This window comes from Paenibacillus sp. FSL K6-2862 (assembly GCF_038005125.1).
GTDB classification, from domain to species: Bacteria; Bacillota; Bacilli; order Paenibacillales; family Paenibacillaceae; genus Paenibacillus; species Paenibacillus illinoisensis_A.
In genome coordinates, this window is the sequence record NZ_JBBOSN010000001.1 from 2,574,146 (window position 1) to 2,595,761 (window position 21,616).

Here is a 21,616-nt window from a genome sequence, read left to right on the forward strand (position 1 = left end):
GGTTGAAGCAGAGTGGGCAGAGTCATTGGAAAACAAGTCAATGTTTCAAGAAGAGCAGATCTGCAGATGCTGCTCGCAACGGTTATTTGGGGTTCCTCCTATTTATTCATGAAGTCAGGTCTGGAGTCCATGCAAGAACTCAATCTGGTCGCATTCCGCTTCAGTATCGCTTTTATTGCCGCAGCGCTCATTTTCCACCGGAGACTGTTCCGAATGGATCTGAAAACACTTAGGGCAGGTACCATCATGGGTACTGCATTATTTGCAGCTTTTTTGCTAATTACTTATGGAGTACAGCGGACAACGACTTCGCAGGCAGGATTTTTGATTAGTTTGGCCGTAATCTTTGTACCGATCCTAAGCACCATCTTACATAGACGCATGCCGAATACAAGGCTGATGATTAGCATTATTGTGGCTGTTGCCGGACTTGGTCTGCTAACACTCCAGCATGAGCTTAGCCTGCATACCGGTGATATCCTGTGTATTTTGGCTGCTCTAACGTATGCAATTTATATTATGATTGCTGGAAGGTATATTCCGAAACATGATCCCTTAACGCTTGGTACCATTCAGTTGGGGGTTGCAGCACTCTGGGGAATCGGGGCCACTTTCCTGTTCGAGAGTCCACGGTTGCCGGATAGCCTGGAATCCTGGGTGGCTATTGTCGGACTAGGGGTACTGTGCAGTGGTATTGGATATATCCTCCAGACACTGGCTCAGCGTCATGCATCGCCTACCCGGACCAGTCTCATTTTCTCTCTTGAACCGCTATTTGCGGCAGCCTTTGCTTTTAGTTTCCAGGGAGAGACATTAACGCCGCAAGGATATACGGGAGCCGCATTGATGCTCCTGGGTGTATTAATAACAGAAATCAAAACAATGGACGTCAGATTTTGGCGCAGGAAGCGGGGGACGATACCTGCAGAACTTGGGGAGCAGGGAGCTTCCGGAATATAAAATCGGCATAAGACAAAAGAGTTCGAACATCTCTTTCTAGAAGAGTGGACGAACTCTTTTTTGGTATAAATTACAATCTATGTTGGCTAACAAAACAAACAAAATTATAACTTGTTTTGTTGGATTATGTTTTTTATGCTACACTAAATGTAAATTAAGGGAGAACGGGTGAGTGAGTAATATGGGCAAAAAGGTGACCATGCAGCAAATTGCCGATGCTGCGGGGGTGTCAAAATTCGCAGTGTCGCGTGCTTTGACGGGAAAACCAGGGGTGAGTGAACAAACCAGGGAAATGATTGTGAGAACGGCAGGTCAACTGGGGTATTTCAAAACAGAAACCAAGCGATATCCTGTTGAGCCACAGCCTGTACGCAGCAGCAAGCCAGTACAGTCAGGCACGATTCTCATTTTGTTTCCCAATATTCGTTCCCAAAATCGATCCTCACTGTACTGGGGGCCTGTATTTGACGGTATTTCTGCCCGCCTTAACGAACAGGGGATGGATATATTAACATTAACCGAACCATCTTCGGACCGGATGTTCTCGGTACTTAATCCTGAAGCAATTAGCGGCATTATAACCGTGGGATCCATCTCCACCCCTATACTGCTTGAGATTTATAGACTTCAAATACCGCTCGTGATGGTGGATCATGAAGACCCGGCCATTCACGGGGATACCGTATTTACGGATAATATCAAATGTATGAAAGAACTGGTGCTGATGCTCGTAAGCAAGGGGTACAGACGATTCCAGTTTGCCGGCCAGCTTCCTGATGCAGCAAGCTTCAGAGAGCGTTGGTTAGGATACCGAACGGTGCTTGAAGAAATGCAGCTATCAACAAAGCAGTATGCTGACTTGCTGGGACCGGATCTCAAGCTCATTCAGAAGGCAATAACCGAAATGCCGTTAGAAGATATTCCAGAAGTCATCGTCTGTACCAATGATCATACGGCAGTAATTGTCCTGCGTGCCTTACAGAGTCGAGGCATTGCAGTGCCTGAGCGCTGTGCGGTAACGGGGTTTGATAATACGAGTGTAGATGAGCCTATTCTGGCCACGGTTCATATCAACAAGGAAAACCTCGGCATTAGGGCTGTGGATCAATTATTATGGCGTACGGATCACCCCCATGAGCCGTATGAGCGCAAGTTGATCTATTCTGATTTGGTTGTCCGGGATGAGTACAACGCCATTCGTGAGCAAGATCAAGGTGAATAAATGCTTTTTGGATAGAGAAGAAGACATGAGCGATGAACGGCTCATGTCTTTTTTTGTTTTCCTATTTTGTTATTTGAGAAAAACGGATTGACGTTAAGTGTGTTATCATGTTAATTTTGTTTTGTAAGTTATTCGATAATTTAATAACAAAACCTAACAAATCGTTTCGCTTAAGACACTTCATCGATAAACGGAGGCTGTTATGAGTAAAATACAATCACAGATTTTTCAAAATTGGACGTTCAAGGCTTGTGAGGATCAAGAATGGTTGCCGGCTCAGGTACCCGGCTGTGTGCATACGGATTTGCTGAAACTGGATAAGATTCCGGACCCGTTTTATGGAACGAACGAGAAAGAGATTCAGTGGATTGACAAGAAGGATTGGGAATACCGGACAGTTTTTGATATCAACGAGGATTTGTTATCACAGGAACATCTGGAGATTGTGTTTGACGGTCTCGATACATATGCGGATGTATATGTGAATGACCAGCACGTATTATCTGCTGACAACATGTTCCGCGTGTGGAATGTGGATGTGAAGTCCATTGTGAAGGCCAGTGGTAACGTACTCCGAATTCGTTTTCGGTCACCGATCCAGGAAGATCTGCCCAAGCTTGAGAAGTTGGGTTATGCATTGCCTGCATCCAATGACCAGTCCGATGTCGGTGGACTTGGTGATAAACGAGTGAGTATTTTTGCCCGGAAAGCACCTTATCACTATGGTTGGGACTGGGGTCCCCGCTTCGTAACCAGTGGTATATGGCGTGAAGCGCGTCTGGAATGCTGGTCCGAAGTGAAAATCAATGATGTATTCATCCGGCAAAATGAAGTAACCGCTTCCGCAGCCTCGCTGACGGCCATCGTGGAAGTTGAAACGTTCAACCCGATTGAAACGATTATCCGTATTGGTACGGATGGTCAGACATGGGAACAGGCTGCTTCGCTGCAGGCAGGGGTGCAAACGATCGAAATTTCAGTTTCGATTAACGAACCGAAGCTGTGGTGGAGCCGGGGATTAGGTGATCCGCATATGTACTCCTTTGTTACGGAAGTGCTCAAGGGAGAACAGGTTCTGGCCGATTCGACAGTTAAGACAGGGCTTCGATCTATTCGCCTGGTGCGGGACAAGGATGAAGCTGGAGCTTCTTTCTACTTTGAATTGAACGGTGTTGCCGTCTTTGCAAAAGGAGCGAATCATATTCCAAATGACAGCTTTATTACGGAGATTACGGCAGAGCGTTATCGACATGAGATTGTCTCAGCAGCCGAGTCCAACATGAACATGCTTCGGGTATGGGGCGGCGGTATCTACGAAGAAGATGTGTTCTATGAATTATGCGATGAGTATGGCTTGCTGGTTTGGCAGGACTTTATGTTTGCATGCAGCATGTATCCGGGTGACGAGGCGTTCCTGAACAGCGTGAGACATGAGGCCATCGATAATGTGAAACGTTTGCGCAATCATCCAAGCATCGTACTGTGGTGCGGAAATAACGAAATCGACTCGGCTTGGGCTCATTACATTGAAGACGGTGGCTGGGGCTGGAAAAAGGATTATAATGCCGAACAGCGCGAGAAGATCTGGGCAGATTATGAAGCCATTTTCCATGAGCTACTTCCGGAAGTGGTTGAAGCCTATGCGCCAGGTGTGGACTATTGGCCTTCTTCGCCACTCGTATCACTGACGGGTGATGACAAGCAGCATGCTAATCCATCAACGTCGGAAGGAGATATTCACTACTGGGGCGTGTGGCACAGCGTTGAACCATTTGAAAACTACAACGTTTACGTTGGCCGTTTTATGAGCGAATATGGATTCCAGTCGTTCCCGGAATACAAATCTGTTCGCAAATATGCGGAGGAAGAAGATCTGGCACTGGAATCCGAAGTGATGCTAGCACACCAGAAGAACGGTGCAGGTAACCGTCTGATCAAGCAGTATATGGACATGTACATGCATGAACCGAAGGACTTCCCATCCTTCCTGTACATGAGTCAGGTGCTTCAGGCTGAAGCAATGAAAACAGCCATTGAGGCACATCGCCGCCGTAAACCTTATTGTATGGGAACACTCTACTGGCAGATGAATGATTGCTGGCCGGTCGCTTCCTGGGCAGGCATGGACTACTTCGGTAACTGGAAGGCCTTGCAGTATTATGCCAAACGCAGTTTCAGTGACGTACTGGTCTCGGTGGATGGTACGAAGGAAGACAGAACGGATGTATACCTGATTTCGGATCAGCTGCAGCCGGTAGAGGGTCAATTGCAAGTGCGACTCATAGGGTTCGATGGTACGGTATACCGGGAGGAAGAGCACGCAGTGAGTCTGGAGTCGAATTCCGGTAAACAGGTCCTGACCCTGAACAACGCCGACTGGCTCCAAGGCCGCGATGCGGCAGCAACCCTGTTGCGATTGGAACTGAAGCAGAAGGGTCACGCAGACATTGTACAGGAACACTATTTTGCACCATCGAAGGATCTTGGCTTGAAGCAAGCAGCGATCCAGGTGACTGAAGTGCAGGAGTCCGATGGTTCATATGTGGTTCTGAAGAGTGACACCCTGGCTAAACAGGTATGGATATCTACAGAAGCTGAAGGCGTGTTCTCCGATAACTTCTTCGATCTCATTCCTGGCATTCCGGTGAAGGTCAAGTTCACGTCCAGAGAAGGATTACAGCATGCTGGTGCTGCCTCGGAAACTGGTGCGATTGAGGTTCGTTCGATGGCTGATTTTATTAAACTGTAATCTTCGATGCTGGTTAACTAAGTAGCTCCTTAATTCAAAACCGTTGATTCTCCTTCTTACTAGGGAGACAACGGTTTTTTGTTAATTAGGCTTAAAAGACTTTATCTTCAAAGGATGATATAGATTCGTTTAGAATGATAATTCTGTAGAGTAATACATAAGGTAGGTTGTGTATGACCATATCAATGGGGAGAAGAAGTCCACATTGAATGGTTTTTTTTACAAATACTAAATTTACTGAAGTGACATTCAACCAAAGGAATGCGACCCTACTAGGTCTTCTCTTTGGTTGAATGCAACATTAACTAATTCTAAGCTTATAAATAAGATGTGATAGCATAATACAGGAGAAATCATTACTTCATAAGGGGGAGAACGAATGAATAAAAAATGGATTGTTGTTATCGTTTTAGTTTTGATTGTCGGAGCTGGTACTATTGGATATATGACAACAACAAAAAATAGCTCAATGGTCGAAATAGAGGGGCTTCAATCTTCTTCTGAAGAAACAAATAATACAATCGACTATAAATCCATAGGAAAACTACCCGAGACTCTTTCTTATAAACGTCTGTTAGCAGCTGCAGATGAGTGGTATGTTGCTCCACATGGCCCGATTAAACCAGATGATGCTGATAAGATTGCAGAAATTGAATTCCCTGAAACTCAGCCGCAATCCTTAACCGAGTTATTGGCTGAAATGGCAGCAATGTATCGAGGGGAGACACCGTTTACTCAGGCTCGCATCGTTTCTTTTGAATATTTTTCGAGTATTGACCCGATTTCGAATGAAATTAAAGACTATGGCCCATTGCCAATTCCAGAAATAAGTGACGCAGATAACCAGGATATTCGTGTAGTCGATATTGAAAATGCATATAAAAACTTCAAAGCATATGTTGATAATGTTAAGGTTAACTAACCATGAAAACTAAAGCTGAGAAGCATCTTATTCTCAAAAAAAAGCGTTACACCACGCGAAAACCTAACAACTTCATTAGAAACAAAAATACGTTTCACCCTATTTTCTGTTAAAGTTTAATCCTAGGAAAGCCGATTGTACTTATATCGTTAGCAGACTTTACGGAGTTTATCCAACAATTTAATTAGCTGATCTGACTTCAGTATGGCTAGAATCTATACTTGATTCCTATGCTCAATGAACGCATAAACGATTATAAATGAAGTAGGTCAGCGAAACGCTACCTTCACATTGAATAGTTACGTGATTTTCCTGGACTCTAAAGATGTGAGATACAAGAGACCAAAAGCTCAAATTTGCTATATTATGAAACTAGAGATGAACTCTCCATGGTCAAAATGATTAATTTCTACAAGTATACTAGTAGTATCTACTTAAATGTTAAATGTTAAGGCCCGGTTGCATTGTACTTGCACACCGGGCCTTTTCTTATAAACACATTATTCGAGGAACAGGATGCTGCTTACTCAGTAATCTCTATAATTTCAATATCGTAAGCACCGAGTTCCAGGTGAGAGCCTTTGACTATGCCGTCCAGCGCACTTGTATAGGTATCATTCAACTGGATGGAAACAGGCTCGGGGCTTAAGTTCAGAATAAAACGAAATGATCCATTCGGACCTGTCCGGGTGGTGATCTGTACCCCCTCAGGTAGAGCTTCAATTCCCGCAAGCTGGCGTTTGTCGCCAATCGTTCGCAGTAACTTGCGCAAATAGACCTCTTCCGGCTGGGTGGCTATGTAATAGACCTGACCCTCACCCCACTGGTTCCGCGTAACGGCTGCACTTTCGGCATAGAATTGGTCCGCATATACAGCAACAGGTTGTGCCGTATCGAGTTCAAGTACATCTGCCCACTGGGATGCGGCATATTCATTGCCCTGATCATCCCGAATCGTGATGGTGTCGCCGCCTACTGGGTCATATTCGGTCACTCTCACACCGGAACAAGCGGACAACAAGCCCGGAAGCGGGGCCATCACACATACATTATGGTCATCCTTAACGCCGGAACGATGCGTAAGGATCAGGGTTCCTCCTGCAGCTGCAAATGCTTGGAGTCGCTCTGCGGTTGCCTCGTCCAGGAGGTACAGATGAGGAGCAATAATGATTTTATAGCCGTCCAGTGATGCGGAAGAGTGGATGACATCTGTACTGATTCCCAATTTGGTCAAGGCACGATGCCATACTTTTATATTTTCGTAGTAGTTCAATCCCTCAGCCTGAGGTTGAATATGCAGGGCGTATAATTGCTCATGCGAATGAAGGATGGCAACTTCATTGTCCAGAGTTGAACCTTGCAGACGCTCGCCGAGTCTGTTCACCTCCGTGCACAGCTGCTGGAATTCTTTAAACCGCCGGCCGGGCACATTGCTGTGGTCTATAAGGCCATGCCAGAACTGTTCTGCTCCTACCGTAGCACTCCGCCAGCGGAAATGCACAACCACATCTGCTCCGCGGGCTATGGTCTGCCACGAGTAAGCACGCAGAAAACCCGGACGTGGGGCGCGCCACATTGGAAACCAGCATCCTGGCGGTCCGCTTAGCTGTTCCATAATCCAGAAATTGCGGCGTTTGATGCCACGTGTCAGATCTAGAGACAGCGCTCCACTGTATGGTGCCGTTTCGGTTTTGTTTGGTGATGGATTCGGATAATAATCAAAAGAAGCGAAATCGAGCTCTGCTGCAATTTTATATTGATCCGCCTTCTGCGGATAACTATGGAAATTATGCGTAATCGCATGGTCAGGACAATTGCGGCGAATGATGTCTATCTGAATCTGCTGAAAGGCGACGATGGAATCCGACTGAAAACGGGAATAGTCCAGCAAGAAAGAAGGATTCTGAAAGTTGGAACCCCCATAAGGCGGTGTAATCTGTTCCCAATCACTGTATTCACCACTCCACACCACAGTACCCCAGCGTTGATTGACTTGTTCCAGCGTCGAGTAACGCGCTTGAACCCATTCGCGAAAAGCGTCCGCACAGGCGGGACACTGGCAATCCGTGAAGCTGAATTCATTGTCTGTTTGCCAGCCCACGACTCCCGGGTGCTTGGCATAACGTTCAGACAGTTTCTGCACGATGCGTGCACTGTACGTTCTCATGCTCGGACTGTTATAGCAGCGGTGGCCACGAACCCCTTCGTGGTATCGTTGACCGTTGGGAAGGATAGGCAGAATATCCGGACACTTCTCAGTGAGCCAGCGTGGTGGTGTCATGGTAGGGGTTCCAATGATGATCTCTAATCCATGACGATGCAGAATATCCAGCGCCTGATCAAGCCATGTCCAATCGAACTGCCCATCCGCAGGCTCCATACGGCTCCACGCAAATTCACCCACACGCACAAGGTGTACACCGCTATCGGCCATCAAACGGGCATCCTGTTCCCATAACCGAGGTTCCCAATGCTCTGGATAATAATCGACGCCCATTCGAACGGGACGTTTGAATTCCATATGAATTAGCTCCTTTGTTGTCGAAATAGTAAACGGCATATGAAGTTCATATGCTTGAAACGGTCATATCAGCAACGCCATCCTATGAACGTAAGGTGCTTCTAACTCATTGTATAATGGATGTTTTCAGTGGAGTATAACATCATGTTGTGATCATTAGCATCATTTTGTCATTTTCAAAAGTGTCTCGAAATGTAATGTCTTGTACGCAGTGGTTACGCATTAATTCTTTGCATATGGCCATGCATAATTTCCCTTTAATTACAAACAATACATTCAAATTCACACAGGGAAGGAAGCGTTGAGCATGTGCAATCGTTTTTCATTGGCAGCTGATCTGGATGAAGTGAGGGACCATTTTAAGATTGAACGCGTGATGTACTATTACAAGAACCGCTATAACATTAGTCCGACGCAGCATACGCCGATCATTTTGCATCAGGACGGTGAACGGGTATTGGACGAGTTTCGCTGGGGATTTATTCCGTTCTGGGGGCGTGATGCCGTCAATGCCAACCTGATGACCGTGCATGAGAACCCATCCTACTACAAACTGGTGGAAACGAAACGGTGCGTTATCCCATGTAATGGACTGTATTACTGGCGCAAGGAAGGCAAAAAAAGCTATGCGGTACGAGTGGTAATGCCGGACCGGGGGTTGTTTGGTATAGCAGGATTATATGAAATTTGGAAAGACACCCGCAAGGAGCCGCTTCGCACCTGTACGATGCTAATGACTGGTGCCAACATGGTGACCCGGGAGTTCGGGAGCAAAATGCCGGCGATTCTCTCGGAAGACGAAATCAACACATGGCTTGACCCTGCTAATACACGGGTAACACAGCTGCTGCCTCTTCTCAAATCGTACAATTCGACAGATATGAACCTGTACCCGGTGACACCTATGGTAGCTAATGATGAACATGATTGTTATGAATGTGTGGAAGAGATGGATCTGAAACTCGCATATGTACGCAATTTCTAAACGCATTTGGTGGATGGCGATCCATGGGGCGGAGTGTAGGATGTCACTTCGCCCTTTTTGCTGTGAGCTTGATGCGGCGTGAATGTGTTTAATAAATGAAGGAATTGAACCGTCCAAAAAGATTTGAAAATGAAAAGTTGAAATATGGAGTAATAGTAACTATAATGGTTACAGTAATCGAAATACGTATTCATATATCTATTTAAAGAGATATTATAATCAGGAGGGAACCACGAATGAATCCAAAGTATAGCCAAATGTTTGAACAAGTTTCACTACCAAACGGCATTAATCTCAAAAACCGGATCGTACTCGCTCCTATGACTCATATGTCCTCGAATCCCGACGGTACTGTCTCGGATGCTGAACTGGCTTATTATGCTCGTCGCACTGGCGGTGCAGGTATGTCCGTGACTGCCGTAACGTATGTAACACCGAACGGTATCGGATTTCCGGCGCAATTTGCAGCCTATGACGATAGCTTCGTTCCGGGCTTGAAACGCCTCGCCGACACGATCAAGCAGCAAGGTTCCAAAGCAGTACTTCAGATTTTCCATGCCGGACGTCTCACTCCGGAACAAGCTGTACCCGCTGGTCAAGTGGTAGCACCGAGTGCAGTTGCCAGTGAACGTCCAGGATCTCCTCAACCGAGAGAACTGTCTGACGAAGAGATTACGTCCATCATCAACGATTTCGGTGAAGCGACACGTCGCGCCATTGAAGCCGGATTCGACGGTGTAGAGATCCACGGTGCGAACGGTTACTTGATCCAGCAGTTCGTCTCTCCGCATTCCAATCGCCGGGAAGACCGCTGGGGTGGCAGCATTGAGAAACGCCTGACATTCCCGCTGGCTGTAGTGGATGAAGTGAACAAGGTAGTTGCGAAACATACCAAGCTTCCGTTTATTGTCGGATACCGTTTCTCTCCTGAAGAACCGGAAACACCAGGTTTGACTATGGAAGAGACTTACGCACTTATTGACGCACTGAAAGAAAAAAATCTGGATTACTTGCATGTATCCCTGAACGAGTTCTGGTCCAAACCACGCCGGGGCGAAGCAGATACCCGTTCCAGAATGGAATTTATCCTTGACCGTGTAGGCGGAAAATTGCCGGTTATTGGTGTAGGTGCAATTCACACGGCAGACGAGGCAGCGGAAGCTCTTCAAACTGGAGTGCCACTGCTTGCCATCGGACGTGAGTTGATTATTGAACCGGATTGGGTAGAAAAAATCGAGAGCGGACGAGAAGAGGATATCGAGACCGTTTTGACAAAAGTGGATCAAGAGCGTCTGGTTATCCCTGACGGATTGTGGAATGCCATCATTAACACACCGGGCTGGTTCCCTTTGGCAGACGATAAATAATACATCTCAGCAATGACGGAGGGAGCATAGGCTCCCTCTTTTTGCACGTTCTTCATCCCGATAAAATTCTCCTTCAGGTAGCACTGTGGTATGATTGGATGTACAGGATTCATCTTGGATATCAACGGTTTGGAGTGAAGAAATAATGCTCGTGGCTGAACGTTATGAGAAAATTGTGGAATGGGTGGATGCGCAGGGAAGCATGCGTGTAACCGAGCTTAGTGAGCGCTGCGGGGTGACGGAGGAGACGATTCGCCGCGATCTGGACAAACTGGAGCAAGCTGGCAGGCTTAGAAGATCCCATGGCGGTGCGGTAAGCGTAAAATACAAAGAAGAAGGACAAGCGGAGATCCCTTATCCTGAACGGGCGATTACACATGCTGAAGAAAAGCGTAGAATAGCCGAAGAAGCCATCAAAATGGTACAGCCAGGCGACCGGATTGCACTGGATGCAAGCACAACGGCATGGTATATGGCTGCAGGGCTGCCGAATATTCAGCTAACTGTATTGACCAACTCCATCAAGGTGGCCGCTGAACTAAGCAGCAAGGAACAGATCAGGGTTATTGCTACGGGAGGGCAGCTTGCTTCCAAGTCATTGTCTTTTGTAGGCCCGCTCGCTGAACGTTCACTGGATGCCTATCATGTGGACAAGGTGTTTCTGTCCTGCAAAGGGGTGCATTTGACCAAAGGCATCAGTGAATCGAACGAATTACAGGCTCTCGTGAAACAGAAGATGATCAGTATTGCGGATGAAGTTATTTTGCTCGCCGATTCGAGCAAGTTCGATATACAGGCTTTTACGAGAGTTGCAGAACTCAGCAGTGTGACACAGGTTATTACCGATGTGGGGTTGAACGAAGAGCTTGTTAGCGCACTAAACGAACAATCCATACCATGTAAACGAGTGTAGTTATAGAAAAGTATAACCTAATATCTACACTTGAACGGAGAAGACAGAAAAACTGGAAAAGCGGAGCGTTCGCTACAAGCTTTCTGCAAAGAAAGCTACATCGGAAGCATACGCTTATCACCGGATTTCCACTTTATAAGGGAATTAAGAAAAATCTGGGGATAACAGCGATTGAAAGTTTTCTGACTTCGGAGTTCTCTTGTGTAGATTCATTTTTTACTTTTCAAGAAAGGAATGAGTGAAATGAAACATCCTTTTCATCTGAAAGCCGTATGGAACGGCGGACGTAACAGTGAGGGAACAATTGATGCTGGAGGATTAAAATCGGTCATATCCATCCCACAGGAGATGGGGGGGCCAGGTACAGGAACCAATCCGGATGAAATGCTGCTGGGTGCAGCCTCCACCTGTTATCTCATTACCCTGGCAGCCATGCTGGAACGCTCGGATATTACACCGCATGAGCTGACACTGGAGTCGGAAGCAACGGTGGATGTCACCAATAATATTTTTACGTATGAACGAATCGTGCATCGACCACGCATTGTGCTTCAGTCTAATGCAACAGAGGCTGAACTGACCAAAGCGGATCGACTTGCACATAAGGCCGAAGAGTCTTGTATGATATCAAGAGCAGTAGCAGGGAATGTAACCATCGAAACGCAGCCTGTTATTGTCACAGCTGATGTTAAAACAGTCTAAAAGAAATGAAGAGACGGCGCGAGCCGTCATTTGTGTAAAATAAGGGGAGGTTCGGTATGAATTCACAGAAAAGCAAAGCGAACCGATTCGTGCGTTTAACGCGTGCGTTGAAGCTGAATTTTCTTAAATTGTTACGTGCTCCAGGAGGAGCACATAAGGTTTCCACCGGATTTGCGATCGGCTTTGGTCTCGAATTGATCGTTATCTCCACGGCATCACTGATCTATCTCGTGTTTTACCCCATTGTGCGATTGTCTGGCGGTTCACTTCCGGCTGCTATCGTTGGTAATGTGATCGGAAAACTGACGTTTCTGCCGATTCTGCTCATGCCTCTTGCCAAGCAGATCGGGTCATGGATATTGCCAGCGCACAGCATGGGACAGGGCCCTGTACACGAGAGTGCCTTCATGGAGCTATTTCGCGGCAACTGGTCTGCGCTGAGCGAACTATTGCTGGGTGGGCTTGATATCCTCGCAGGTATGTCTGTCTTTGGCGTGATTCTGGGGTTCATTTCGTATTTTGTGGTCAAATTCTTCTATGTCAGAGCTCTCCGGCGTCGCCATGAACGAAGATTGGAAAAGCGCCGCCTAGCGGCGATGTCGCCTGGACCAGCACCCGTGCTTATCCGGAAGACATCACAATCATAACCGGTAGAATAACCATGGATGCGGCGGTTGTCCATAGAATGCAGCGGGATACAAATTGCGGAGAGGCATTGAATTGTTCAGCCAAAATCACTGCGTTAACTGCCGTCGGCATGGATGCCAGAATCAGCAGGACGCTAAATAAGGTGCCTTCGACCTGAAGTGCGGTCAATATCAGGTAAGATAATACCGGCGCAGCAGCGAGACGCACGACAAGTCCAGTCCAGAAAGCACGCCGCACATTAGGCTGCCATGGCTCGGCGGAACCGCGTGGTCGTAACATCTGTGCACCCAATATGGCAAGCACGACCGGGGAATAGCCCGCTGCAAGCATCGAGATACCTCCATCCAGAGCTTCAGGAAGACTGATGTTGGTGGACCGCAGCACGATTGCAATGACTGCGGCATAAATGGACGGCATACGGAATACGGACAAAATGGCATGTTTGACCGTAAATTCCGACCTGGCTGCGAAGAAGATACCGACCGTATTCACAATAATCATCTGTCCGATCACATAGACCGAGGCCTTGTCCAATCCCAGTTGTCCAAAGGCAAGCAAAACGAGCGGGAGCCCGTAATTCACACAGTTTGTAAACGTGGAGACAAGGGTGAGTCCTGCTTTTTCGCTTGCACCCAGGTGGAAGATCCGGCTTAATAGTTCGGCCAGCGCCCATAACGCGATCAGATTAATAATGGAAAACCAGAACGTGCCTGTGACGTCCGTCCAGGTTATTTCGGCATGCAGCAGCGTATCAAAGATAAGCGCAGGGCTCAGAATATAGAGGGAGAAGGTTGATAGTGACCGGGTATCCCAATTTTTGAACCGCTTTAGCAGAATGCCTCCGATGACTGGCAGGGATATGGGCAAAAAAACATGATACAACGTAAGCAGAAATGATTGCAGCAACCGAATTCAGTCCTTTCGTGATGAAAAACCTATCTAATCATAGCAGAAGTTGTCCTGAATCGTGAATGAATACCCGCATGATATTTCTCCGATAACGTGCATGAGCCCCTGTAGGTTGAGCGTGGAGAGGGCTGACGGATTGCTATTTTGATATGGCAGATTTATTATAGAAGAGGTGCAGCTAGACTACATACACATAGAGGAGGAAACTGTAATGAGTGAATCAAAACGCTTGCTCGTATTGGTCGGCTCTTATGCCGAAGCGGAAAATGAGGGCATTTACGCATATGAATTGAATGAGGATACAGGCAGCTTAAGCAAGCTGGACGGCATCTCGGGTGTGAAAAATCCAACGTTTGTAAACGTTAATGCCGAAAACAACAAAGTATATGCGATTGGGGAAGCTGTGTCTCCAGAGGGAAACAAAATGTCCGAAGCGGTTGCTCTGAACATTGATCCTTCCACAGGTAAACTATCCTTGCTTAATCGTAATGATTCCATCTCGGCTCCACCATGTCATATCCAGCGCGATCCTTCAGGACGTTACCTGATCCTTTCCAGCTATCACGGTGGACTGGTAGGTCTGCAATCGTTGACGGATAACGGTGAAGTCGGAGCGCTTTTGGACGAGAAAAAACATGAGGGTAAAGGTGCACATCCAGAGCGTCAGGACAAGCCCCACGTTCACTCTGCTTTCTTCAGCCCGGATGGCAAATACATGATGGTACAGGATTTGGGTGCTGATAAGATTGCCATCTACACGATTGATGCTGACAACAATGAGCTTGTGCTGCATAGCGAAACAAAAACCCATGCAGGAGCAGGTCCGCGTCACTTGGCGTTCCATCCGAATGGCCAGTTCGCTTATGTGATTAACGAAGTGGATTCTTCCATTACGTCTTACCGTTATGATGCAGTAGCAGGTACGTTGACTGAAGTATCCACTGTGTCGACCTTGCCGGATGGCTATGAGGGCGCTGAAAATACAACTGCTGAAATTACCGTATCGAATGATGGCCGTTTTGTATACGGATCGAACCGTGGACACGACAGCATCGTAGTATTTGCAGCAGACGCTGAAACAGGGCATCTGAAACTGGTAGAACACGTTTCTGCTGAAGGTGAACATCCACGTCACTTTGCATTGACACCGAACGGTAAATTGCTCATTGCAGCCAACCGTGATACCAACAACATCGTTACGTTCACTGTAGATCAAGAAAGCGGACGTCTGAAATACACAGGACATAGTACAGGTGCATCCAAACCGGTATGTGTAAAACCTGTTTATTTCTAAACCGAATATAGATCCAGTTGTACATGTATAGATACATGGAAAAATGCCCCGCCTTATGGCAGGGCATTTTTATTAATGTAAGGAAGAGTTTTGTTTTCGATACTTCTTCTATAGAGTGTTCATTAATTGATTTTGATTTTACGCTTCGTATAACAACATAATTTAGTCAATAGTATCGTGTAGGTAACTACCTGACTTCAAAGTGCGTACTTCCTGAATGGAAAGTCAGCCTCTACAATGAATGAGTAGCCAAAATAAACGTTGCATGCATCTGAAGAGGCTGATTGGTGCAGGCTAATTATTTAGAATCCTATACAGCAATACTCATACTTGAACAACAAAGGAGAAATGAATCATGAAATTGCAACTCGCACTCGATCTGGTAAATATCCCTGAAGGTATCGCTCTCGTTAAAGAAGTGGAACAATATATCGATATCGTTGAGATTGGTACACCAATCGTTATTAATGAAGGTTTGCACGCGGTAAAAGCGATGAAAGAAGCATTCCCTAATTTGCAAGTTCTTGCAGACCTCAAAATTATGGATGCTGGTGGTTATGAAATCATGAAAGCAGCTGAAGCTGGTGCGGATCTGATCACTGTGCTTGGGGCAACCAATGACAGTACGATCAAAGGTGCAGTAGCAGAAGCGAAGAAACAAAACAAACAAGTTCTCGTGGACATGATCAACGTGCCTAACCTTGAACAACGTGCTCGTGAAGTTGATTCGCTTGGCGTAGATTACATCTGTGTACACACAGGTTATGATCTGCAAGCTGAAGGACAAAGCCCGTTCGAAGATCTGCAAACGATCAAAGCTGCTGTGAAAAACGCAAAAACGGCTGTAGCTGGTGGCATCAAGCTGGAAACATTGCCTGAAGTGATCAAGGCACAACCGGATCTGGTCATTGTGGGCGGCGGAATCACTGGACAAGCAGACAAAGCCAAAGTTGCAGCTGAAATGCAACGTCTTGTTCAACAAGGGTAACGAAATGAGCAGCAGACAATACGCAGCTGATATTCTGAAGGAGCTGGAACGTACACTAAGCCAGATCGACGATTCGGAGATGCAGGCGATGGCTGAGCATATTCTGGCTGCTGAACAGATTTTTGTGGCAGGTGCTGGACGCTCCGGTTTGATGGGAAAGGCTTTTGCCATGAGATTGATGCAGATGGGTTTCCGGGTATTCGTCGTCGGGGAGACTGTCACACCAGGCATCAGTCCGAAGGATTTCCTTCTGTTATGCTCGGGTTCGGGAGAAACAGGCAGTCTGGCGGCGATGGCTCAAAAGGCCAGTAAAGCCGGTGCTCCTGTCGGTCTGATCACGATCAAGCCGGAGTCCACCATCGGTCAATTGGCCAGCACCGTCGTTCGTCTGCCTGCATCAGCGAAAGAGGACACGGCAACGTCAGGCGCATCAGTCACGATTCAGCCAATGGGTTCGCTTTTTGAACAAGGATTGCTGCTTGCTATGGATGCTTTGGTACTCACGTTGATGGATATGAAAGAGATGACCGGGGCGGACATGTTTGGCCGTCACGCAAATCTGGAATAGAAGATCGCTTATAGATCTTGAAGTAAACATAGACAGGACCGGGTCCCTTATATAAGAGGGGAGCCGGTCCTTTCTGTCATGCTTTATACGATGATGGATCACGTCTCCTATGCATCCGGGCCATGCTGTAGTAGAATTAAGAGAAGCTATATCGAATAATGTACCTATTGATATAAGAATGTAAGCTAAGGGGGCTCGGAGCCATGGCAGCCGAAGTCAAGGAACGGATAAATCTGAAAGAAATCAACTGTGAGAAGGAATTGACCCTTGCTGTTATTGGCGGCAAATGGAAACTTATTATATTGTGGCATCTGGGCCTGGAAGGAACCAAACGATTCAGTGAATTGAAACGATTGATCCCTCATATCACCCAAAAAATGCTGACGAACCAGCTTCGGGAGCTGGAGGAAGATCGGCTGATTGAGCGCAAGGTTTATGCAGAGGTCCCTCCTCGGGTAGAATACAGCTTGACGGACCATGGACACAGTCTGATGCCAGTCCTGCGAGCCATGTACGATTGGGGCAAAAATTACGGAGAAAATGTAATCTGGAAATCAGAATAATTTAGAGTCAAATAACCTAAATCAACTAAACCGCCGAGGTATGGAATAATTCCACACCTCGGCGGTTTAGTTTGAATCAGCTTGAACCCAAAGTCTCAATTTGGGAGATGTCAGGTATAAACGGTCGTAATATGATACGATGAGAGATATTGGAAATGCAAGGAGGAGGACATATACAGATGGAAAAAATACGTACACGCGACGAGGTAAGCCAGGAGTCGACATGGAATCTGACCGATTTGTTTGGAACTGATGCGGAGTGGGAACAGGAACTCAGATCACTTCCTGATGCAGCTGTCGATATTGAAACGTTCAAAGGACGTCTGGGCGAAGGTGCCGAACAGCTACTGGCTTGTCTGGACGCTCGTGAAGCACTTCAGGAACGGATTGTGAAGACCGCATCTTACGCACGCCTGAAACAATCTGAGGATAGTACCAATCCGGTAAACATGGAGAACTCGGCCAAAGCGGGAGATATCCTATCTTCTCTGTCGTCTTCCTTGTCTTTTGTCAATTCGGAAATTGCAGATCTTCCCGAGGGAACAGTGGAACGCTATATCGCAGAACTTCCCGGACTGGAGCCCTATGCTCGCAGCCTGAACCTTCTGCTTCAGGAAAAAGCTCATCGTCTCTCACCGGAGACGGAGAAGGTGCTGGCTTCCCTCGGTGAGGTATTGGATTCGCCATACCGGATCTACCTGCGCGGTAAACTGGCAGACATGACTTTTGACGATGCGCTGGATGGAGAAGACAACAACCGTCCACTGTCCTGGTCTTTTTATGAAAATAACTACGAAATGTCTTCTGATACCAAGCTGCGCCGTTCTGCTTATGCAGCCTTTAGCTCCAAGCTAAATGATTATAAAAATACTTTTGCCGAAGGTTATGCAACCGAAGTGAAGAAACAGGTTGTTTTATCCAGGCTTCGCGGTTACGACGACGTCACCGATATGCTGCTTAGCCCGCAGCAAGTTAGCAAAGAGATGTACAACAATATTCTGGATATCATTCAGCAGGAACTTGCACCGCATATGCGCAAACTTGCGGCTCTCAAGAAACGCGAGCTGGGGCTGGACAAGCTTATGTTTTGTGATCTCAAGGCTCCACTGGATCCTGAATTCAGTCCGATCATTACATATGAGGAAGCCTGCACGCTCATCCGCGAAGCGCTTGCTGTGCTTGGACCCGAATACAGCGAAATTGTGGAGCGGGCATTCAGCGAACGTTGGGTGGATTACGCAGATAATGCCGGCAAGTCAACGGGTGCTTTCTGTTCATCCATTTATGGCGCGCATTCGTATATCCTTATCTCATGGGCTAACAATATGCGTGGTGCGTTTACGCTCGCTCATGAAGTCGGACATGCTGGACATTTCATGCTTGCCGGACGCTATCAGCGGATCACCAATACAAGGCCTTCTCTATATTTCATTGAGGCACCATCAACCATGAATGAAATGCTGCTGGCTGATCATCTGTTAAAACGCTCTGACAATCCAAGAATGCGTCGGTGGGTAATCTTGCAATTACTCAACACATATTACCATAACTTCGTAACCCATCTGCTTGAAGGTGAATTACAGCGCCAAGTATATGCACTTGCGACCAAGGATGAACCGATTACAGCCAAGCTGCTCAGTGAGCTCAAAGGAAACATTCTTTCCGCGTTCTGGGGTCCTGACCTGGTTGTAGATGAAGGGGCGAAGCTAACCTGGATGAGACAGCCTCATTACTATATGGGTCTGTATCCTTACACCTATGCAGCCGGTTTGACGGCATCGACTGCAGCTGCCGGACTGATTCGCGAGGAAGGACAGCCTGCCGTGGATCGCTGGCTCGAAGCATTAAAAGCAGGAGGTAGTCTCGCACCTCAAGAGCTGATGAAACTTGCGGGTGTGGACATGTCCGGACCTGAGCCGATTCGTGCAGCCGTGGCGTATGTAGGCAGTCTGGTTGATGAACTTGAACGTCTGTATTCCTAATTACGTTCATATAGTATACGGACAAGGCTAGTAAGGTTGTCCACGTGCACCGTCTCCTTGGCAAGGGACGGTGCATTCTTATTTTGGAGCCGGAAAGGAACGATGATGAATGACAACGACCAACATATCCTCATCGATGGGCAGATTAACCACAGACGGCTTCGGTATATTTGACGACATGAATAGTGTGCCGGGATTTGAGGGGAATCAGGGAGGTTTTTTTTCGGGATTTAATGAGTTTGGGGCCATGAGTGCATTCGGATCCATATTTATTGGTGCTATATTTCTCATCATTGCATGTGTGATTGTGTACGCCATTATTTCAGGGGTTCGAACATGGTCTTCGAATAATGCAGCAACACTACTCACCCTGCACTGCACCGTGGTGGCGAAGAGAACCCAAGTTACCGGAGGGAGCGGGGACAGCAGTGCCTCCACCTGGTACTATGCAACATTTCAACTGGATAACGGAGAACGTGTGGAACTGAACGTCGGCGGAAGCAACTACGGCATGCTGGTGGAAAATGACCAAGGCATGCTGACGTATCAGGGCACAAGGTTCAAGCATTTCGAGAGAGACGTGCAGCCCCAGTCCGGCGTAAGCAATGGCCGCTTTTATACGTAATCCAAACGTAATTGAACCAGAAGAACGACTTATCCAAGGGATCAGGTCGTTTTTTTGTTGGGAAAGAACAAAACACAGGGTATTCAAACGCTTACATCAGTGATATACTCGTGAAATAAAGCTAAACAGTATAAAACAAAAATAAACAAACAAATAAGTAAGGGAATAAACAACATTTGTATAGAAAGGTTGGTGTAGAGCAGTGAGCGTGTTGGCATATGATTTGGGAGCTGGAAGCGGTAGGGCGCTGCTGGGTCATCTGGATGACCGCGGAATAACGGCCACCGAAGTTCATCGATTCAAGAATGAGCCGGTCAAAGCAGGCGAGCGAATGTACTGGGACATTCTGCGTTTGCATCATGAAGTGCTGCAAGGTCTGCACCTGGTCAAGCAGCAGGGAGAGCAACCAGGCAGTTTGGGGATCGACTCCTGGGGAGTTGACTTTGGACTTCTGGGCCACAATGGAGAATTGCTTGGTAACCCCTATCATTATCGTGATGGACAGTTCAACGGCATGATGGAACAGATTCGCAAGGAGTTAACCTCCCAGCGGATCTTCGAGCGAACAGGTATTCAATTTCTAAGTTTTAATACCCTTTACCAGCTCGCAACCCTGCAGCGGAACGGTTCACCATGGCTTGATGCAGCAGATCGTTTTCTTATGATTCCGGATCTGCTTCGGTACTTTTTGACTGGAGAAGCAGTGAATGAGTTTACCAATGCAACGACAACACAGCTTTACAACCCGGTGAGCGGGCAGTGGGACGGAGAATTACTTGCTCACATCGGGGTCTCGGATCAGCTGTTTGGTGAAGCGGTGATGCCGGGTACACGAGTAGGTCAACTCCGCAGCAGTATATCCGGTGAATTGGGGATATCAGCAGTTCCTGTTATTGCAGTAGCCGAACATGATACGGGCTCAGCAGTGGTCGCTGTCCCGGCAACGGATCGTTCGTTTGCTTACTTGAGCTGTGGAACCTGGTCCTTGATGGGAACGGAGATCGATCATCCTGCCATTACTCCGGAAAGTTTGGCCTTGAATTTTACGAACGAAGGCGGAGCTGGCGGAACATTCCGTCTGCTGAAGAACATTATGGGACTCTGGATCCTGCAGGAGAGCATGCGTGAATGGGAGCGTCAGGGGAAGGGGATCAGTTACGCTGAATTATTAAAACAAGCTGAAGCGGCTCCTCCATTTGCAAGCTTGTTTGACCCCGATGACGATCTGTTTATGCCAGCAGGTGACATGACGATTCGGATTCGCCAGTATTGCCGAGATACGGGACAGCAGGAACCACAGGACCAAGGAGCTATTGCCAGATCCATCCTGGAAAGTCTTGCGCTGAAATACAGAAGAGTACTGGAATGGACGGAACAATTATCGGGTCAGTCTTTTAATGGATTGCACATGGTCGGTGGAGGTATCCAGAATCAATTACTGTGCCAGTGGACGGCAAGCTCTATTGGCAGACCGGTATGGGCAGGGCCGGCAGAAGGCAGTGCAATTGGTAACATGGCTGTCCAATGGATTGCCAGCGGAGCGTTCAAAGACATTTGGGAGGCTCGCAGGGTCATTCGTGATTCGTTCCCGGTAACCGAGTATGAACCGAAAGACAGATCGATTTGGGAAGAGGCATACGGCAGATTTCTTAGGTTAACGGACTCATCGAAATCACAGGCCGGAAGTGAGGTGTAACC

General features: G+C 47.1%; 18 protein-coding genes. 16 read left to right on the plus strand and 2 right to left on the minus strand.

The annotated features are described in order from the left end of the window. Nucleotides 1-12: 12 nt before the first annotated feature. The 4 genes from MHB82_RS12005 to MHB82_RS12020 all read left to right on the plus strand — a co-directional run bounded on the left by MHB82_RS12005 (nt 13) and on the right by MHB82_RS12020 (nt 5,853). The gene (locus MHB82_RS12005; RefSeq protein ID WP_341174742.1) at nt 13-960 is read left to right on the plus strand and encodes a DMT family transporter; all 948 of its coding nucleotides are present in this window, start codon (nt 13-15) and stop codon (nt 958-960) included. A 181-nt stretch (nt 961-1,141) separates the two neighbouring features. Then, a complete protein-coding gene (locus MHB82_RS12010; protein WP_341176626.1) occupies nt 1,142-2,182 on the plus strand; it encodes a LacI family DNA-binding transcriptional regulator in 1,041 nt (346 codons plus the stop codon). 202 nt (nt 2,183-2,384) lie between these two features. Beyond that, nucleotides 2,385-4,931, plus strand: a complete 2,547-nt coding sequence (locus MHB82_RS12015) for a beta-mannosidase (protein WP_341174743.1) — start codon at nt 2,385-2,387, stop codon at nt 4,929-4,931. 379 nt (nt 4,932-5,310) lie between these two features. Further along, nucleotides 5,311-5,853 (plus strand): hypothetical protein, encoded by a 543-nt coding sequence (locus tag MHB82_RS12020; RefSeq protein ID WP_341174744.1) that lies wholly within the window; start codon nt 5,311-5,313, stop codon nt 5,851-5,853. Nucleotides 5,854-6,376: 523 nt separating this feature from the next. Here the strand turns inward: MHB82_RS12020 and MHB82_RS12025 are convergent. Continuing rightward, a complete protein-coding gene (locus MHB82_RS12025) occupies nt 6,377-8,374 on the minus strand; it encodes a beta-galactosidase (protein ID WP_341174745.1) in 1,998 nt (665 codons plus the stop codon). Nucleotides 8,375-8,681: 307 nt separating this feature from the next. Between MHB82_RS12025 and MHB82_RS12030 the strand changes: the two genes are divergently transcribed. From MHB82_RS12030 to MHB82_RS12050, 5 genes are all read left to right on the plus strand, one after another. Beyond that, nucleotides 8,682-9,359: an SOS response-associated peptidase gene (locus tag MHB82_RS12030; protein ID WP_341174746.1), complete on the plus strand. Its 678-nt coding sequence runs from the start codon at nt 8,682-8,684 to the stop codon at nt 9,357-9,359. A gap of 236 nt (nt 9,360-9,595) precedes the next feature. Continuing rightward, complete coding sequence (locus MHB82_RS12035) at nt 9,596-10,726, plus strand: NADH-dependent flavin oxidoreductase (RefSeq protein ID WP_341174747.1); 1,131 nt, start codon at nt 9,596-9,598, stop codon at nt 10,724-10,726. A gap of 145 nt (nt 10,727-10,871) precedes the next feature. Then, the gene (locus MHB82_RS12040) at nt 10,872-11,639 is read left to right on the plus strand and encodes a DeoR/GlpR family DNA-binding transcription regulator (protein WP_095358499.1); all 768 of its coding nucleotides are present in this window, start codon (nt 10,872-10,874) and stop codon (nt 11,637-11,639) included. Nucleotides 11,640-11,882: 243 nt separating this feature from the next. Next, nucleotides 11,883-12,341, plus strand: coding sequence for an OsmC family protein (locus MHB82_RS12045; RefSeq protein ID WP_153978116.1), 459 nt, complete (start codon nt 11,883-11,885; stop codon nt 12,339-12,341). Nucleotides 12,342-12,397: 56 nt separating this feature from the next. Next, complete coding sequence (locus tag MHB82_RS12050) at nt 12,398-12,988, plus strand: DUF2062 domain-containing protein (RefSeq protein ID WP_095358497.1); 591 nt, start codon at nt 12,398-12,400, stop codon at nt 12,986-12,988. On the opposite strand, the gene MHB82_RS12055 is transcribed toward MHB82_RS12050, so the two are convergent. Next, nucleotides 12,963-13,895 carry an AEC family transporter gene (locus MHB82_RS12055; protein ID WP_341174748.1) on the minus strand — a complete coding sequence of 311 codons (933 nt, stop codon included), beginning with the start codon at nt 13,893-13,895 and terminating at the stop codon, nt 12,963-12,965. The two genes, MHB82_RS12050 and MHB82_RS12055, sit on opposite strands and share 26 nt — an antisense overlap. 214 nt (nt 13,896-14,109) lie before the next feature. Between MHB82_RS12055 and MHB82_RS12060 the strand changes: the two genes are divergently transcribed. The 7 genes from MHB82_RS12060 to MHB82_RS12090 all read left to right on the plus strand — a co-directional run bounded on the left by MHB82_RS12060 (nt 14,110) and on the right by MHB82_RS12090 (nt 21,614). Beyond that, a complete protein-coding gene (locus MHB82_RS12060; RefSeq protein ID WP_110822518.1) occupies nt 14,110-15,192 on the plus strand; it encodes a lactonase family protein in 1,083 nt (360 codons plus the stop codon). 355 nt (nt 15,193-15,547) lie between these two features. Next, the gene (gene hxlA, locus MHB82_RS12065) at nt 15,548-16,180 is read left to right on the plus strand and encodes a 3-hexulose-6-phosphate synthase (RefSeq protein ID WP_090993813.1); all 633 of its coding nucleotides are present in this window, start codon (nt 15,548-15,550) and stop codon (nt 16,178-16,180) included. Between the two features lie 4 nt (nt 16,181-16,184). After that, the gene (gene hxlB, locus MHB82_RS12070) at nt 16,185-16,748 is read left to right on the plus strand and encodes a 6-phospho-3-hexuloisomerase (RefSeq protein ID WP_095358494.1); all 564 of its coding nucleotides are present in this window, start codon (nt 16,185-16,187) and stop codon (nt 16,746-16,748) included. A 203-nt stretch (nt 16,749-16,951) separates the two neighbouring features. Further along, nucleotides 16,952-17,311 (plus strand): winged helix-turn-helix transcriptional regulator, encoded by a 360-nt coding sequence (locus tag MHB82_RS12075; RefSeq protein ID WP_095287596.1) that lies wholly within the window; start codon nt 16,952-16,954, stop codon nt 17,309-17,311. A gap of 179 nt (nt 17,312-17,490) precedes the next feature. Beyond that, nucleotides 17,491-19,293: an oligoendopeptidase F gene (gene pepF / locus MHB82_RS12080; protein WP_341174749.1), complete on the plus strand. Its 1,803-nt coding sequence runs from the start codon at nt 17,491-17,493 to the stop codon at nt 19,291-19,293. Nucleotides 19,294-19,402: 109 nt separating this feature from the next. Further along, nucleotides 19,403-19,918 (plus strand): DUF2500 domain-containing protein, encoded by a 516-nt coding sequence (locus MHB82_RS12085; protein WP_255247848.1) that lies wholly within the window; start codon nt 19,403-19,405, stop codon nt 19,916-19,918. Between the two features lie 202 nt (nt 19,919-20,120). Beyond that, complete coding sequence (locus tag MHB82_RS12090; protein ID WP_341174750.1) at nt 20,121-21,614, plus strand: rhamnulokinase; 1,494 nt, start codon at nt 20,121-20,123, stop codon at nt 21,612-21,614. The last annotated feature ends 2 nt before the right edge of the window (nt 21,615-21,616 follow it).

Excerpts from the sequence above, each read along its gene's own strand:
- MHB82_RS12010 (WP_341176626.1), top strand. The coding sequence starts at position 1,142 with ATGGGCAAAAAGGTGACCATGCAGCAAATTGCCGATGCTGCGGGGGTG.
- MHB82_RS12015 (WP_341174743.1), top strand. The coding sequence starts at position 2,385 with ATGAGTAAAATACAATCACAGATTTTTCAAAATTGGACGTTCAAGGCT.
- MHB82_RS12020 (WP_341174744.1), top strand. The coding sequence starts at position 5,311 with ATGAATAAAAAATGGATTGTTGTTATCGTTTTAGTTTTGATTGTCGGA.
- MHB82_RS12025 (WP_341174745.1), bottom strand. The coding sequence starts at position 8,374 with ATGGAATTCAAACGTCCCGTTCGAATGGGCGTCGATTATTATCCAGAG.
- MHB82_RS12030 (WP_341174746.1), top strand. The coding sequence starts at position 8,682 with ATGTGCAATCGTTTTTCATTGGCAGCTGATCTGGATGAAGTGAGGGAC.
- MHB82_RS12035 (WP_341174747.1), top strand. The coding sequence starts at position 9,596 with ATGAATCCAAAGTATAGCCAAATGTTTGAACAAGTTTCACTACCAAAC.
- MHB82_RS12040 (WP_095358499.1), top strand. The coding sequence starts at position 10,872 with ATGCTCGTGGCTGAACGTTATGAGAAAATTGTGGAATGGGTGGATGCG.
- MHB82_RS12045 (WP_153978116.1), top strand. The coding sequence starts at position 11,883 with ATGAAACATCCTTTTCATCTGAAAGCCGTATGGAACGGCGGACGTAAC.
- MHB82_RS12050 (WP_095358497.1), top strand. The coding sequence starts at position 12,398 with ATGAATTCACAGAAAAGCAAAGCGAACCGATTCGTGCGTTTAACGCGT.
- MHB82_RS12060 (WP_110822518.1), top strand. The coding sequence starts at position 14,110 with ATGAGTGAATCAAAACGCTTGCTCGTATTGGTCGGCTCTTATGCCGAA.
- hxlA (WP_090993813.1), top strand. The coding sequence starts at position 15,548 with ATGAAATTGCAACTCGCACTCGATCTGGTAAATATCCCTGAAGGTATC.
- hxlB (WP_095358494.1), top strand. The coding sequence starts at position 16,185 with ATGAGCAGCAGACAATACGCAGCTGATATTCTGAAGGAGCTGGAACGT.
- MHB82_RS12075 (WP_095287596.1), top strand. The coding sequence starts at position 16,952 with ATGGCAGCCGAAGTCAAGGAACGGATAAATCTGAAAGAAATCAACTGT.
- pepF (WP_341174749.1), top strand. The coding sequence starts at position 17,491 with ATGGAAAAAATACGTACACGCGACGAGGTAAGCCAGGAGTCGACATGG.
- MHB82_RS12085 (WP_255247848.1), top strand. The coding sequence starts at position 19,403 with ATGACAACGACCAACATATCCTCATCGATGGGCAGATTAACCACAGAC.